This window comes from Parabacteroides caeci, from assembly GCF_023656795.1.
Taxonomy (GTDB): domain Bacteria; phylum Bacteroidota; class Bacteroidia; order Bacteroidales; family Tannerellaceae; genus Parabacteroides; species Parabacteroides segnis.
In genome coordinates this window covers 64,675-81,161 of the sequence record NZ_JAMOKT010000029.1, presented here as the reverse complement: position 1 = coordinate 81,161, position 16,487 = coordinate 64,675, and the positions used below count along the sequence as shown (strand labels likewise).

General features: G+C 45.8%; 11 protein-coding genes. 7 read left to right on the top strand and 4 right to left on the bottom strand.

The window, feature by feature from the left end:
- Positions 1–285 precede the first annotated feature (285 nt).
- From NBH15_RS15385 to NBH15_RS15365, 5 genes are all read left to right on the top strand, one after another.
- A complete protein-coding gene (locus NBH15_RS15385; RefSeq protein ID WP_128134126.1) occupies positions 286–1,080 on the top strand; it encodes a DnaJ domain-containing protein in 795 nt (264 codons plus the stop codon).
- A gap of 58 nt (positions 1,081–1,138) precedes the next feature.
- A complete protein-coding gene (locus tag NBH15_RS15380) occupies positions 1,139–1,750 on the top strand; it encodes an SIS domain-containing protein (RefSeq protein ID WP_009860606.1) in 612 nt (203 codons plus the stop codon).
- A gap of 20 nt (positions 1,751–1,770) precedes the next feature.
- The gene (locus NBH15_RS15375) at positions 1,771–2,694 is read left to right on the top strand and encodes a carbohydrate kinase family protein (RefSeq protein ID WP_128134125.1); all 924 of its coding nucleotides are present in this window, start codon (positions 1,771–1,773) and stop codon (positions 2,692–2,694) included.
- A gap of 76 nt (positions 2,695–2,770) precedes the next feature.
- Positions 2,771–3,829: a tyrosine-protein phosphatase gene (locus tag NBH15_RS15370; protein WP_128134124.1), complete on the top strand. Its 1,059-nt coding sequence runs from the start codon at positions 2,771–2,773 to the stop codon at positions 3,827–3,829.
- Between the two features lie 123 nt (positions 3,830–3,952).
- Positions 3,953–5,740, top strand: coding sequence for a DEAD/DEAH box helicase (locus tag NBH15_RS15365; protein ID WP_128134131.1), 1,788 nt, complete (start codon positions 3,953–3,955; stop codon positions 5,738–5,740).
- Positions 5,741–5,809: 69 nt separating this feature from the next.
- Here the strand turns inward: NBH15_RS15365 and NBH15_RS15360 are convergent, their stop codons facing one another.
- Positions 5,810–7,384 carry a beta-N-acetylhexosaminidase gene (locus NBH15_RS15360; protein WP_009860602.1) on the bottom strand — a complete coding sequence of 525 codons (1,575 nt, stop codon included), beginning with the start codon at positions 7,382–7,384 and terminating at the stop codon, positions 5,810–5,812.
- Positions 7,385–7,490: 106 nt separating this feature from the next.
- Between NBH15_RS15360 and NBH15_RS15355 the strand changes: the two genes are divergently transcribed.
- Positions 7,491–9,101, top strand: coding sequence for a dipeptidase (locus NBH15_RS15355; RefSeq protein WP_244050446.1), 1,611 nt, complete (start codon positions 7,491–7,493; stop codon positions 9,099–9,101).
- A gap of 31 nt (positions 9,102–9,132) precedes the next feature.
- Positions 9,133–10,305: a C1 family peptidase gene (locus tag NBH15_RS15350; RefSeq protein ID WP_128134123.1), complete on the top strand. Its 1,173-nt coding sequence runs from the start codon at positions 9,133–9,135 to the stop codon at positions 10,303–10,305.
- An 88-nt stretch (positions 10,306–10,393) separates the two neighbouring features.
- Here NBH15_RS15350 and NBH15_RS15345 read toward each other — a convergent pair whose 3' ends face one another.
- The 3 genes from NBH15_RS15345 to NBH15_RS15335 are packed head-to-tail and all read right to left on the bottom strand — an operon-like array spanning position 10,394 to position 16,458.
- Positions 10,394–11,503: an aldose epimerase family protein gene (locus NBH15_RS15345; RefSeq protein ID WP_244050447.1), complete on the bottom strand. Its 1,110-nt coding sequence runs from the start codon at positions 11,501–11,503 to the stop codon at positions 10,394–10,396.
- 3 nt (positions 11,504–11,506) lie between these two features.
- Positions 11,507–13,651: an alpha-galactosidase gene (locus NBH15_RS15340; protein WP_128134122.1), complete on the bottom strand. Its 2,145-nt coding sequence runs from the start codon at positions 13,649–13,651 to the stop codon at positions 11,507–11,509.
- Positions 13,652–13,671: 20 nt separating this feature from the next.
- Positions 13,672–16,458 (bottom strand): glycoside hydrolase family 2 protein, encoded by a 2,787-nt coding sequence (locus tag NBH15_RS15335; RefSeq protein ID WP_128134121.1) that lies wholly within the window; start codon positions 16,456–16,458, stop codon positions 13,672–13,674.
- Positions 16,459–16,487 lie beyond the last annotated feature (29 nt).

The window sequence follows — 16,487 nt, the reverse complement described above, 5'->3', positions numbered from 1 at the left end:
CTAAAAGAGTTTACGGAAACTCTTTTAGTGCTAAATTTGTAAACTTATAACAGCACGGACCTTTTTGGTCCTTTTTGAAACTTTTTTATTTTCAAGAAGGTCAACTTATTTCAGGACAGGACACGTAGTAATTCTGTTTAGTACGTATAGTAAATCCAAAAACATCGGGATCTATTTTATATTTGTTCAGGAACAAAGAAACGGTTTCTCATCCTCCTTATACATATCATATATCATCCCAATAAAATAATTCATATCTTTGCCGGAAAAGTATACAAAAATCGTATGGGAATAGGAAAATGGATCGGCGGCATTATCGGATTTATGGCTTTAGGGCCTTTGGGCGCTCTGGCCGGAATCGTATTCGGCTCTTTGTTTGATGAAGGAATCAATCAGGCGGGACAGGCATACGGCGGAAGGAGTTATGAAAGTGAACCCTCCCCGGAAGACAGATACACGGGCCAGCGGAACAGCTTCCTTTTCTCCATGCTCGTGATGGCATCGTACATCATCAAAGCCGACGGGCGGATCATGCACAGTGAAATGGAGTTTGTGCGCCAGTTCCTCAGAAGAAATTTCGGAGAAATGGCCGTATCCCAGGGGGAACAGATTTTACTGAACCTTTTCGAACAGCAGAAACGCATGGACCGTGAAAATCCGATGGCTTTCAAAAATACCATTCGGGAATGCGGAACACAGATCGCATACAACCTGAGTTACGAAGAACGCCTGCAACTCCTGGCTTTTCTGGCTCAGATCGCAAAAAGCGACGGACATGTATGCGCGGCAGAGATAGAAGCTCTCAAAGAAGTAACCTTATCCATGGGATTATCGGACAGAGAGGTCGAGTCGATGCTTAATCTGGAAACAAATACGCTGGAAGAGGCTTACAAGGTTCTTGAAATAACACCGGAAGCAACCAACGAAGAAGTACGTGCCGCCTATCGCCGGCTTGCCCTGAAACACCATCCGGACAAAGTGGCCGCCTTAGGAGAAGATATCCACAAAGCAGCCAACGAAAAATTCCAGCGCATCAATGATGCTAAGGCAAAAATTTATAAAGCCCGGGGAATGAATTGATTTTTTTAATCGTATTTTTGCACACTGTTAGGATAATTGTATAATTAATAAAGTATCTATGTCACACGAAGCAATCGCCTGCATCCTGCAACAGGAGGCTGAAGCAGTACTGAATATCCCGGTAACCTCCGGCTATGAAGAAGCAGTAACTCTTATTGTCAAATATGTTCACGAACTGGGAGGAAAACTGATTACCAGCGGAATGGGAAAAGCCGGCCAGATTGCCATGAACATTGCTACCACCTTCAGTTCGACCGGTACGCCGGCCTTTTTCCTGCATCCCAGCGAAGCACAACATGGCGACCTGGGTATCGTGCGTGACAATGATATCATGTTACTGATCTCCAATTCCGGAAAGACACGCGAATTGCTGGAACTGGTAGAACTGACACGCGGCCTGGTGCCCGACATGAAATTTATCGTTATCACCAGCAATTCGGAAAGTTCGCTGGCAAAAGATGCCGACGTATGCCTGCTTACGGGAGCTCCGAAAGAAGTGTGTCCGCTGGGACTCACTCCGACCACTTCAACGACGGTGATGACCGTTATCGGGGATATTTTGGTGGTAGGTACGATGAAAAGGATCAATTTCAATAATAAAGATTATGCCAAACGGCATCACGGCGGTTACCTCGGATCGAAAAGCCGCGAACAGAGCAAGAACGAATAGACTATAAACAAGCCCATTATATGAGAAAAGTTATTGGCATCGGAGAGACGATTCTCGACATTATCTTTAAGAACGACCAGCCACACACAGCCGTGCCAGGCGGATCAGTCTTCAACGGATTGGTGTCGTTGGGGCGTCTGGGAGTCCCGGTTTCTTTCATCAGCGAAGTCGGCAACGACCATGTAGGTGAGATCATCCGTAGATTCATGGAAGAGAATCATATCTCGACAGAATTTGTAGACCGTTTCCCGGACGGGAAGAGTCCGATATCGCTGGCTTTCCTCGACAATGAAAACAATGCCAATTACACTTTTTATAAGGATTATCCCAAACAACGGCTGGAAGTACCGCTACCGGTCATCAATGAGGACGATATCTTTATTTTCGGTTCCTATTATTCCCTGAATCCGGCTCTGAGAGAACGGATGGTTGAATTTCTGGAATATGCGAAAGAACGGAAAGCGATCATTTATTATGATCCGAACTTCCGGAAAGCGCATGCACATGAAGCGATATACCTCACTCCCACCATCCTCGAAAATCTGGAATATGCAGATATCGTACGTGGTTCGGACGAAGACTTCTTCAATATTTTCGGAAAGACAGAGGTAGAACGGGTCTATACCGACCATATCAAATTTTACTGTGAACGGTTCATCTCCACACACGGAGCAAACGGGGTGAATCTGTACACAGGCAAATTGTCCGAACATTTCGATACGGACATGATCAATCCGGTCAGTACCATCGGTGCCGGAGATAATTTCAATGCCGGCATCATTTACGGATTATTGAAATATAATATCGGATATCATGATCTTCCGACTATGAGCAAAGAAACCTGGGAAAAGATTATCCGTTGCGGCATGGACCTTGCGTCTGAAGTATGCCAAAGCTATGATAATTACATTTCTAAAGAATTTGCAACCTCATACCGCCAGTAGTCTTAAATATCATTAACTCCGGTACGACAAAGGGCAGGAATTATTATCTTTGTAATGTATGTATGCTAGAAAGACGATGTTAGTAAAGATTTTTTCTCTGTTTGCTTGTGTTACGTTGATAACGGGTTGTTCCTCTAACAGTCCGGAAATACGGACGCTCTGCCTGCGCGATGATATAGGGAATTATATTCTGAAATGGGAAACCGAACCGCAAATGGAAGGTATACTCAAGATGTATGTTTCCGACGATCCCGAATCGTTCAACAGATCTCTTCCCTCAGGATATGCCAACATAAAAGACGGTGTCACGACTTATATCACCAACGATAATATGTCGCGCAAATATTTCCTGTTGTCTTTCAACGATAAATATTTCAAGACGATCGGTGCCCGCTCCGTATCGATGGACAGCCTCCAGAATCTACGGGAAATCGGTGGCTACGGGACTGCCCACAACCATAAAACGACCCGCTGGGGACAGGTATTCCGGTCCGGACAACTCAGCTCCCTGAGCGAATGGGATTCGATCCGTCTGAACAATCTGCATATCAAAACAGTTATAGACCTGCGCGGGAATGATGAAGTAGCAGCCAGTCCGCTACGTTATTCCAATGCAAACATCGTACACATCCCTATTCCCATAAAGAATATGGATCACGTAGTTGCCCGCATACAGGAAGACCGGATGCGTAAAGGAGACGGAATCCTGTTCATGCAGGACACTTATTTGCAGTACGTTACTGATTACAGCGAACAATATGCCAAGGCGCTCGATGTTTTTCTGGACAAGGATAATTATCCGATCCTGATTAACTGCTCAATGGGAAAAGACCGTACGGGTTACCTGACCGCCATGCTGCTGTTTGCTCTCGGAATACCGGAAGAAACGATCATAAAAGATTATATGGCTTCCAACGAGAACATCAATATCGGACATCTGGCCTATATGGCACGTGATCTGAGCACAAATGCACAGGAAACGATCACCACTTTGGTCACTGTCAACGAAGGGTTGATCGACCTGGTCCTGAAACGGATCCGGAAAGATTACGGCTCGGTAGACAAATATCTGTCAAAAGGATTACATCTGACAGATAAGAAGCGGGATGCATTAAAAGATATTTTACTATATTAATGTGAATCCGAATTATTTATCTACCTTTGTACCCTCTGAATTTATTATATACACATATATCACATTTTGAAAACATTTGAAGAATTAGGAGTTGCCGCCCCCATATTGAAGGCAATCCAGGAAATGGGTTACGAATCGCCCATGCCGGTACAGGAAGAAGTGATTCCTTTCTTGCTGGGAGAAGACAACGACGTAATTGCATTGGCACAAACAGGAACAGGAAAAACAGCCGCTTTCGGTCTGCCCATCCTGCAGAAGATCGATGTGACAAGATATCAGCCTCAAGCACTCATACTTTGTCCCACCAGGGAACTTTGTCTGCAAATTGCCGACGACCTGAATGATTACTCCAAATATATCGACAACCTGAAGGTGCTGCCGGTATACGGAGGTTCCAGCATTGAAAGTCAGATCAAGACATTGAAACGTGGCGTACATGTAGTTGTAGCGACACCGGGACGCCTGCTCGACCTGATGAACCGTAAGACAGTCGATCTGGGTACGATCCGGAACGTTATTATGGACGAAGCGGACGAAATGCTGAACATGGGATTCACCGACAGCATCAATGCGATTCTGGCTGAGGTTCCCCCCGCACGTAACATGTTACTTTTCTCCGCTACAATGCCGCAGGGTATTGCCAGCATCATGAAGAAGTACATGAAGAACCCGAAAGAAATCGTTATCGGGAACAAAAACGAAGGTAACAAGAACATCAAGGATATCTATTATATGGTACAGGCAAGAGATAAATATCTTGCACTGAAACGTATCGCAGACTTCTATCCGAACATCTACGGTATCGTTTTTTGCCGTACCCGTAAGGAAACACAGGAAATTGCCGACAAACTGATACAGGACGGTTACAATGCCGATTCGCTGCATGGCGAACTGAGCCAGGCACAGCGCGACTATGTGATGCAGAAGTTCCGTGTTAAAAACATTCAGTTACTGGTAGCTACCGATGTGGCAGCTCGCGGACTGGACGTGGATGACCTGACTCACGTAATTAACTACGGTTTACCTGATGAAGTAGAATCTTATACTCACCGCCGTGGCCGTACAGGTCGTGCCGGCAAGACTGGTATTTCTATTTCCATCTGCCACGTAAAGGAAAAAGGCAAGATACGCCTGATCGAGAATATCATCAAGAAGAAATTCGAGAAAGGTGAAATGCCGACCGGACACGACATCTGTGAAAAGCAGCTTTTCAACCTCGTTGACCAGATCGAAAAAGTGAAGGTAGACGAAGAAGAGATCGCAACACTGATGCCGCAGATCTATCGTAAACTGGAATGGCTGGATAAGGAAGACATCATCAAACGTGTTGTTTCGCTGGAATTCAACCGTATGATCGACTATTATAAAGATGCTGACGAGATACAAGACGTAGACGAGCGCTCGGCCCGCAGTGAACGTGGCGATTACGGAGAACGTGGCGAACGCCGTTCGCACAATGCAGAAGAAGGTTTCTCACGCTTCTTCCTGAACTTCGGTAAAGCTGACGGATTATTCCCGAACCAACTGATCGAACTGGTCAACAAATGTGTTCCGGGTAAGGTTCGTATCGGTAAGATCGACCTGCGCGACAACTTCTCATTCTTTGAAGTAGAGGAAGGCGAAGCACAGCGCGTAATGGACAGCATGAACGGTTTCGAGATCGAAGGACGCCGTATCTCCGTTGAGCCTGCACAGGGCAAAGGCGAAGGCAGAAGCAGCCGGGGCGGAGGATTCAGCCGTGGAGGAAACTCACGCGGTGGCAGTGGTTCCAGAGGCGGTTATAAAGGTGGCGGTGGCTATAAAGGCAAACGCGAAGGCGGATTCAGCGGCAGCACAACCGACAGACGTAACGGCGAAAAGCCGTGGAGACGTGAAACGTCAGACCGCAATGCCCGTAAGAAAAGATACTAATCTATATTATAGATAGCAAAAAGAGGGAGCGAAATCTATAACGATTACGCCCCCTCTTTCTATTTTAGATCAACCATTCTGCAACACATCTTCTTTTTCCGGAGCATTCGGCTCAGGAGTCGAAGCCGGATCAAACGGGTTGAAGTAATAGATGCCTAATGAATCCAAATATTGCAGGAAAACAGGCAGCTTCTTCATAAAGAGACTGCATTCTTTTGCCTTGGCAGGTGTCCAGCCATCTTCGGCAACAGCGACAAGGCGGGGGAAGGTCATAAAATCCAGACGTTTCTCATCTGCCACACGTTCTGTCCACAATGAGAACTGTAAGCCCATCACCTGGTCTTCATAATCTTTCGTCAGGTGAATAATAGGTTCCGGGAAACGGTACACATCTTCAATCGCATTATAGCCGTTCCACAGACGGCCCACCTTATGTTCGCCATACTGGACAAAGTCTGCATAAAACGGACGGCGCGGTGTCATTATCACATTGTAACCATTCTCGAGAGCTTTTACCAACTGATGTTTGCGGTCATGACGCCACCACATTACAATTGCTTTATCGGGAGAAACGCCGGCATCGATGATTTCGTCCCAACCGATCATGGTTTTACCTTTAGAGGCAACGATATCGGCTGCGCGTTTCACGAAATAGTGTTCCAGTCCGGTTTCATTCTGCAATCCTTTATCTTTGATGAACTGCTGGATTTCGGGATCGGTAAACCAGCTCTGGTTACCGTAATGAACCTCATCCCCACCGATATGAATATAAGGGGAAGGGAATAAAGAAACGATTTCATCGAGAACATCGCTGATAAACTGATAAGTCGTCTCCTTGCAAGGATGGAAAGTAAAACCGTCCCATTTGCCTTCGCCGCCACCGGACAGTTCCGGATAAGAACGGCTGACAGCGGTAGCATGTCCGGGCATATCGAATTCCGGCACTACCATAATATGACGTTCTGCAGCATAAGCTACGATTTCCTTTATCTCTTCCTGGGTATAAAATTTAGCCGGTGCTTCCGGATCATGCCAGTTACCGATAGCACCGACAGAGGTCAGCTTCGGATATTTCTTGATCTCGATACGCCAGCCCGGTTCGTCGGTCAAATGCCAGTGGAAAATATTCATACGGAGGGAAGCCATAATATCCAGATATTGTTTCACCTTCTCCTTACCGAAGAAATGACGGCTTTCATCCAGCATAAAACCTCTCCAGCCATAACGGGGCTGGTCAGTGATCTTACAAGCTCTCACTGTTCCTTTTCCAAAACGGGCCAGTTGTTTCAGGGCCTCTTTCGCATAGAACAGGCCGGATTCCGAAGATGCTTCCAGTAAAACGGATTCCTGACTGACTGTTAATGAATAAGCCTCATCCGGCATTTTCAGTTTTTCATCCAATACCAGTCGAACCGTGCCTTTGGAAGGTGTTCCTGATAAACCCAGTCCTTTCAGTTCAGACTGTAGTTTTTTAGCCAATTCATCGGCATATCCGCCATTCCCGCTGATCGGGGAAGCCGTGCCGATTGTAAACGATCCTTTGCCTCCCGAAACTTTCGCCGGTGTGGGGAACAAAGCAAGTTGTGCAAATGCCGGCAAAGCAAGAAAAGCCAGCAATACTACAATAGATAATAGTTTTCTCATGGGATTATAATTGTTATGTTATCGTACACACCTTAGATTTGGGCAAATATATGCAATTATTCCGATACAGTTTGTATCTTTAGCCATTAAATCAAATGACAAACACATGAACAGATTGTTTATCTTTACTCTTACACTTATCTGCCACTGTCTTATTACATCAGCGCAGGAGATAGAATACGCCCAGCCGGTCAACACACCGGAAAGTTGCACTAGTATTATGGTCGGCAAGAAAGCCTCTGCCGACGGCTCGGTAATGACCAGCCACACTTGCGACGGAAATTACCGTACCTGGATGGATATTGTCCCAGCCGCCACCTATGACCGCGACACGACCGTCGCCATCCGGAACGGACTGATGCATACGGAATATCCGGACGACCAGACCAACGTCGAATTAAAAGGAACCATCCCGCAGGCCCGTTCCACCTATCAGTTCCTGAATACCTCCTACCCTTGCCTCAACGAAAAACAACTGGGCATCGGAGAAACGACTATTTCCGGACGGAAAGAACTGGTTAACAAGAAAGGTATGTTCATGATCGAAGAGTTGGAAAAGATTGCTCTTCAACGTTGCACGACTGCCCGCGATGCCATTCGCCTGATCGGTGAACTGGTCAAAGAACACGGTTATGGCGATTCCGGCGAATGCCTGACAATTGCCGACCCGGATGAAGTCTGGATATTTGAAGTTTTCGGCGAAGGGCCGGACAAAATCGGCGGAGTTTGGGCAGCTGTCCGCATTCCGGACGACCATGTCAGCGTATCGGCTAATATCTCCCGCATATCTACTTTGGATTTAAAGGATAAAGACAATTATATGGCTTCCGCCAATGTCTTCGATGTTGCCAAAAAGATGGGATTCTGGGATGGGAAAGAACCGTTCCGTTTCTGGAAGGCTTACAGCGGAGGGAACTATTTCGGCGAACTGAAATCGTTTAGCCTGCGTGAGTTCTTTATCCTGAACAGCCTTGCTCCTTCCCTGAAGCTATCGTATGATTCGGAAGAACTGCCATTGAGCGTAAAACCGGATAAGCAGGTAGCCGTAACCGATGTAATGGCTCTTTTGCGTGCAACCTATGAAGGGACAGACTGGGATACAACCAAAAATCTGAAAGTCCCATCCAAAAAGAAAGACAGTTCGGATAAAGATTCTATCACCAGCCCGGCCGCCAATCCCTGGATGACAACCGATATGATCAATATGTTGAATGAAATAAAGCCTGGGACGGTCGACCGCAACCGTTTGGTAGCCGTTCCCCAATGTTCTTACTCCCATGTTATCCAGTTACGAAACTGGCTGCCTGATGCAGTCGGAGGGGTTGCCTGGTTGTCATTCGACAATCCGGGACAGAGCCCGCGTATTCCTGTTTTCTCCGGCTCCACCGCACTTCCTCCCAGTTTCGGTATCTGCGGACAGCATCGCCATCGTACTGATGCCGCCATCTGGTCGTTCCGCGAAGCCAATAAACTGGCAACCGTACGCTGGGGACTGACAAAAGAGAAAATGCAAACGGCTATCGCCCATTTCGAAGAAAAAGGACAAACAGAATTACCTTTTGTTGAGGCTCAATACAAACAAATTCAACAAACGAAAGGCGATGAAGCTGCAAATGCCTATCTGACCGGCTATACTTCCGACTTTGCCGGGGCTACCATGCAACGCTGGCGCGAAATGGCTGACGAGTTCTGGAAGATGTTTGCACGAGGTTTCTAAATAACGATTACAAACTATTAAATCATATTTTATGAAAGCATTATTCATATCCTGCGCCTTGCTGCTTTCCGCACTCAGCACATTCGCACAAGGTTATCAGTTTACCGAAGTCGTGACAGTTCCGGCTACCCCGGTAAAAAATCAGGCAGCCACCGGTACTTGCTGGTGTTTCGCCACCACCTCATTTATGGAATCGGAGTTGTTACGCATGGGAAAGGGAGAATACGACCTCTCCGAAATGTTCATCGTACGCCAGAAATATATGAACCAGTTACAGGACAATTACCTGCGACGTGGCGAAGGAAATATCGGACAAGGCAGTCTGGCACATACTTTTAAAAATGCATACCGTCAGGTAGGAATCGTTCCTGAAGAGGTTTACAAAGGGATCAACTACAATTCCGAACGCCACAATCACAGCGAAATGGCTCAATATATGAAAGCTATCGCTGATGTTGCGGTAAAAAATAAGAAACGCAGCCCTGAATACGACAAGCTGATACAAAACCTGTTCGATACCTACCTGGGACAGCTTCCGGCAACATTCACTTACAAAGGGAAAGAATATACTCCCAAGACATTTGCCGAATCTCTGGGTCTGAATATGGACGATTACATCGAACTGACGAGCTTCACCCATCATCCGTATTATGTAAAATTCGACGTCGAAGTACCGGACAACTGGGAACATCAGCTCATGTATAACCTGCCGCTCGACGAAATGATCGAGACAGTCGATTATGCCCTGAACAACGGTTTCACCGTATGCTGGGACGGTGATGTCAGCGAAAAAGGCTTTTCCTTCAAGAACGGTGTAGCCATCAATCCGGAAGTAAAGAAGGTGGAAGACCTTTCGAATACCGACCGCGCCCGTTTCGAAAAGATGGACGAGAAAGAGCGCCTGGAAGAAGTATACAAATTCGAACAGCCGTATCCGGAAGTAAAAGTAACCCCCGAAGTCCGTCAGGAAGGTTTCGAAGCATTCGTGACTACCGATGACCATCTGATGCATCTGACCGGTATCGCCAAGGACCAGAACGGCACCAAGTATTACATCACCAAAAATTCATGGGGCACAGATCGTAATAAGTTCGGTGGCTACCTGAATATGTCGGAAAGCTTCGTCCGCGCTAAAACCATTTATGTAATGGTTCATAAAGACGCTATCCCAAAAGCTATCAAAACAAAATTAGGCTTAAAGTAAATCTGATTACAAATAAAAGAGGGTACGTCCCTGGCTGATAAAAATCCAGGCGGCGTACCCTCAATATTTTTTGTTCCTTCTTTCAAACTCAATCAACTCCAAACTGGTATTCAGCGACATGCCTATACTTTTCTGTTTTATCTATTAAAATGGAGGGAAAAGACGGTTGGTTCGGAGCATCCGGATATCCCTGGGTTTCGATGGCGATGCCGGCACTGGCATAATAAGGAGTATCCCCCTTTCCAATATCCGTTCCGTCCATAAAATAACCGTTATATACCTGCACAGATTGTTGATTTGTATAAATATCCATCTTTCTTCCGCTGATTTCATCCGACAAACAAGCGGCAAAACTTAGTTCGCTCGCTTCTTTTTTATCCAGGGCATACGCCAGGGAAAAACCTTTGCCTTTTTGTATTTGTGAATGTTCTTCTGTCAAAGACGAAGCAATAGTGTGGGGCAAACGAAAATCCAGCAAGGTACCGTTTACAGGTAATAACCGGCCCGTAGGGATTAATCCATTATCACATTCAATGATAGCGGAAGCATTCAGGGTAAGATTGTGAGATAAAACATTCTTTTTATCTGTAATACCAAAGGATGATTGCAGGTTAAAGAAAGCATGATTCGTGAGATTGACAGGTGTTAGGCGGTCGGTTGTTGCTTCGCACTCCATCCGCAGGGTATTATTATCTTTCAGCAGGTAAGTCACCTTTACTTCGAGGTTTCCCGGATAGCCTTCTTCCCCGTTTGGGGAACAGGTTGTAAATTCGACGGCTTCCTCTCCGGAAGAAGTGACAAACAGGCGGGATTTCCAGAAACGATTGTGAAAAGCGGCCATTCCACCGTGCAAATGATTGCGGACAGGTTTTCCATAAGCATCATTGGAAGCCAGTAAATACTCTTGTCCTTCTAATGTAAAACGGGCATTATTAATTCGTCCGCAGACACGGCCTACTATCGCACCATGATATTGCTCGCCTGCCATCAAATAACCGTCGAGCGTATCGAAACCAAGGAGAATATCCCCCATACAGCCATCACGGTCGGGTGTCCACATACTCACCCAGCGGGCACCATAATTGGTGAATTGGGCGACAAGGCCGTTACGGTTCTTTAATGTAACCAGTTCAGCGGAAGAGGTTGAACCCTCTCCGCTGAATACTGATGCAGACAATAAATTCAACTGACAAACCATGTATTATTGTTTTACAATCTTAAATATACGGCTTTTGAATGCTCCGTACAAGGGAAATTCCACTCCGATATTCATCAACTGACGACCGGCATAAAGGCCATCCATACCTTCAATCCGGTAAGAGGCATCAGGTTCCAGACCACGCAGTTTTACCTTTTTAGGACGTTTGGTTTCCGGTATGGCATTATCCGGATATTCTGCCAGATTATACACAAACACAACTGATTCGGATTTCGGTTTATTGACGAACTGAAGCACGCTCCGGTTATTCTCGTAAGGCGACACCAAACGGTAATGATCACCTTTGTGAACCGTTTCACGAATTTCTTTATAAAGAGCAATCTTCTCACGGGCAACCTCTTTTTCCTTGTCAGACCATTTCGTAATATCATAACCAACACCCAGGACACCGCACAGGGATACATCGAACTTAAATTCAAGCGGATGCCTCTGGTTATGCCAGTCCTCCTGCGTCACCCAGCTAATCATAGAATTAGACGGGAAGGCATTCAGGAAAGAATACTGGATGAACGTGCGTTCCACCGGGTCGGTATTATCGCTTGCCCAGCAGAAATCGGTACGGGCCATCATACCCAGGTCAACCCTACCGCCACCTCCGGCACAGTTTTCGAACCATACTTCGGGAAATTCCGCACGCAATGTTTCAAACAAACGGTACAGATTCTCGATGTATTTAATACGAACGGCCCGCTGTTCATCGGTCGGAGCTGACAGGAATCCAGGTTCTGTCACACCCCGATTCATATCCCATTTGATAAACTTTATATTGTTTTCACGTAACAACGTAGAGAAGCAGCTATATAAATACTGATAGACATCTTCACGTGCCAGGTTCAGCATCAACTGATTACGGGTTTCATGCCGGGTACGGTTCGGATAATGGAACACCCAGTCGGGATGCTGGCGGTACAGGTCACTGTTCGGATTTACCATTTCCGGCTCTATCCAGATACCGAAATCCAGTCCCAGAGCATTGATTTTCTCGATCATCGGTTGCAAGCCGTTAGGGAATTTATTCTTATCGACCGTCCAGTCACCCAGACCACCTTTATCGTTGATACGGCCTTTAAACCAACCGTCGTCAATAACAAAGACTTCAACGCCCAAATCTTTTGCGATCTTTGCCAAAGCCAACTGATGTTCTTCATTCACATCAAAAGTGGTGGCATACCAGCTGTTATATAAAACCGGACGAACCTGATCGCGATGAGAAGGATACAGGACTTTTTCACGGGTAAACGAAGCCAGGTTCTGTGAAACGCCTTCCATCCCCCGGCTGGTATATCCGATCATCATCTTAGGAGTGGTAAAACTCTTTCCCGGCTGTAGAACCAACAACTGGTCCCAGAAATTTATTCCTCCGGTAACCTGAACTTCTCCGGGAGCATACTTCTCAAAGTCCATCCGCCAGTTACCACTATATTGTAAAGAGCCGAACCATACTTCGCCATAAGTCTCTTCCTGTTCGCCTTCGGGTCTGATTGCAAAGAAAGAGGAACCGTACGAACGCAGGTCTTTTGTCTGAATCGTCTTCAAGCCCTGTGTCAGTTTGGTTACATTCATTTGATACTCATAGCCCCATCTGCCGGACAGATGCGTCAGCTCATAAGCGTTCTTCGGAAGGAAGAACGTTCCGGACTGGGCATTTTCTATTTCAATATTCCCTTTCTTTCCGGTATTCTTTATTTCTATCCATTTCTCAAGCAAATCGTATTCCGGCAGAACACGGATATATTCGGTAATAGCCAACGGATAATAGTTATCCTTCTGACGGATAACCAATGTGGCATACCCATCCTGCGTCAGCATTTCCGACCCTTCGTAAGTGAGTTCGATATCCCTTACCCGGTCTTTAAAAACGGCTTCCAACATCGGTGTCGTAGCAGAATAACCGCCACGGACAGTCACTTCTTCCCCCAGCGGATTCCGCAGCATGTCCGGATTCTGACTTTTATCGCCAAAATAGAACATATTCACCTTTCCCTGATCCGAAACACGGATCTGATAGATAAAAGAACGTGTTGCCAATGTCCACGACTTTCCGTCGCTGCCGGCAGTAACAGGAGATTGCTGTGCCCAAGTCATCCCTGTCATTAAAGCAAATAATACGATAAACAGCTTCTTCATAAGTTACATCTTTACATTAATCAATAAATATCTTCCGGATTACTTGCTCCCGAAGAGAGACCGGATTTAAACAATTGAGCCAAAACATCCGATTCCATCGCACTTGACGGATCAAACGAATCACTTTTCATATATTCAAGCAAACTAAAATACAACTGCCGGGCTTCCGGACGCTGTTCCCAGTCCGACAATATATCCATTGAGCAGAAAAGCAATTTTCCTTCACCTACTTTTACTTCAAACAGGTTTGACAAACGGCGGTTATTAGCAAAGTTATCGACAACTTCCACCAAAGGGGTCACGGACGGCAGGTTATCCATAACAATCGTTTTTGATTGCTTCAGCAGCGACCACCATTGCCAATCGGTATAATTGCCTGTCGGGAAATGGGCGAATGCCGGATGAGACGCCTCACAAAGGATTCCCATCGAACCTGCCTGCTTCGGAAAATGAACCGGACTCCAAAATACAGGGACAAATTTACCTTCCAACCCTTCTATCTTTTTATAGTCCGGATTATATAAAACCTTCTTTCCATCGGCAAGCGCCTTCTGAGTTTCCCGTAAATCACGGGTAACAACGACATCATCCTTCACCGGATTCAATTCGGACGGATAAACCCAAATACTCCATTCATTCTTATATGGAGTATTATCCAAAGCAACGGACAAGAGTAACCGAGCCGCTTCCTGCTGCGCCAACGGACAGGTAATCACCTCCGACAATCTATTCAATCCAATTGACAGCGAAGGGCAGGACATCATGCCTTTTCCAATTTCTTTTCCCTTTTCATCTTTCAGTATCCAGGAAACAGACTGATCTTTCAGTTCTTTATCTGTGAAATTAGCAACTTCGACAGACGCTGTAAAAGATTCCCCACTCGTATAAACTGCTTTCGGGAAACGAACCAGAGGTGTTACCGGCGAGCAGGCCTGGCGGAATGTTTCTGCATCAGTTACACCTTTGCTATCCCAAAAGGCATCCAGCAATCCGACTAAAGCAGTTCCCTGCCCCGGGAAGTCATGCAGGTCCAATAACTGGAAACCGCTGCAACCTGCCGTTTTCATCGCACGTTCAATCTCTTCCTTATATAAGATAGACGCCAGATAACCGGATGCTTTCAGGTAATCGTCAGCCTTATCCAATAAGCCTTTTTTCTCCAGTTCCTGCTTTACGCCTTTAAAGTTTAAAGGATCCAGGACTCCGGTATATTTATCTATCTCTTTCAGGTTAGGGAAAACAGAATATTGCCCGATCTCATGAGTAACAAGCGGAACATCCATTCCTTCGACAGAAGCGATATAGTCCTTGTCAAACGAAGGAGATTGGGAATCAAATACACCCTGGCCTCTCACCCAGCCTTTCTTAGTCCATTGCGTGATAAAGAAATCGTCATCCGGTTCAGGCCAGTCACCATGTCCTCTTTCAAATGTAAAAGAAGTGGTTGTATATAAATGTCTCGAGTCCTGTTCTTTGGTATGCTTCAACAACCGCGACAAGAATTCAAAATCCGGTTGCAGTTCATTCCCCAGGCTGAAGAAACAGAAAGAGGGATGATTGCCATACTCTGCAAGTATACGGTCAGCTTCAGCATACAGGAAGTCGTTTGTATGAGAATCTTCTCCCACTTTTACCGACCATAGCGGAAGCTCTACCTGTAAATAGAATCCCAATGAATCTGCCACCTGGAAAGCGGCTTCGGGTGGACACCAGGAATGGAAACGCAGATGGTTCAATCCCCATTCGCGAGCCGTAAGGAACACTTTCTTCCATCCTTCCGGTTCCATCGGAGGACGTCCGGTCAGCGGGAAGATACAACATTCGAGTGTACCTCGCAGAAAGACCTTATTTCCGTTCAATAGCAAATCCGATTGATTCCGGCTGAATTCGCGCATGCCAAACTTTGTACTCCTTTCCGTTTTAACCGAACCTGCATTCACCTCTAAATCCACTTTATATAAAACAGGGTTAAACTCATTCCACATTTCTATCGAGTCCCCCATTGAACAGGTTAGATTTACAAGGTTTTCGCCTGATTGAAAATCCACTTTTTGTTTAAGGACAGATACGACCAATCCACTTTTTTGATTTTCTACCTTTACCGAGAGCGAACCTTCTGTAGCTTCACCCGTATTGGAAACTTTTCCCTTTATACGGATTTGTTTGCCTGATACGTCCGGATAAACCTGCAAATCTTCGATGGAAAGGGCTTCTTTTGCTATCAGAGAGATATCACCGATTATACCGTTCCACATAATCTGTGTTTCATTGGTATAGGCATGCGCCATATCGTTTACAGTAATATCATGTTGTTTCCTGTTGTCCACACGAATCGTCAGTTTGTGCTTACCGGGTGTCAGATAACCAGTCAGATCGAATCGATGCGGACTTATCAGGCTTTCACAACTTCCCTGCACAGGGTTATCATCTACCCAAACAGAAGTTTGCCAGATAACACGTTCGAGTTTTAGTTCTATTGACTTCCCCTCCCAATTCGATGGAATGGATATTTCCCGCGAATACCAGGCCGGACCGACATAACTATTTTTACGGGTCAGGTGAAGAATCTGCGGTTTCTCCACTGAAGGAAGAAGTGTATTCGGAATGCCATATCCCGCTTCATCGGTCGTTCCGGGCAGCTGTATTTTATCAGCAAACGAACGTTCAAACCATTTCTCCGTTATCCCGATATCGGTACTGTCCATAGCAAACTGCCACTTGCCCGCCAAAGAGATCTCTGACGATGGCTTTTGGCAAGAAGTCAGCAACATCAGTGTTATACATATAGATAAAAAAACCTTCAACATATTTATTATTTCTTCCTTAAATGAGTATC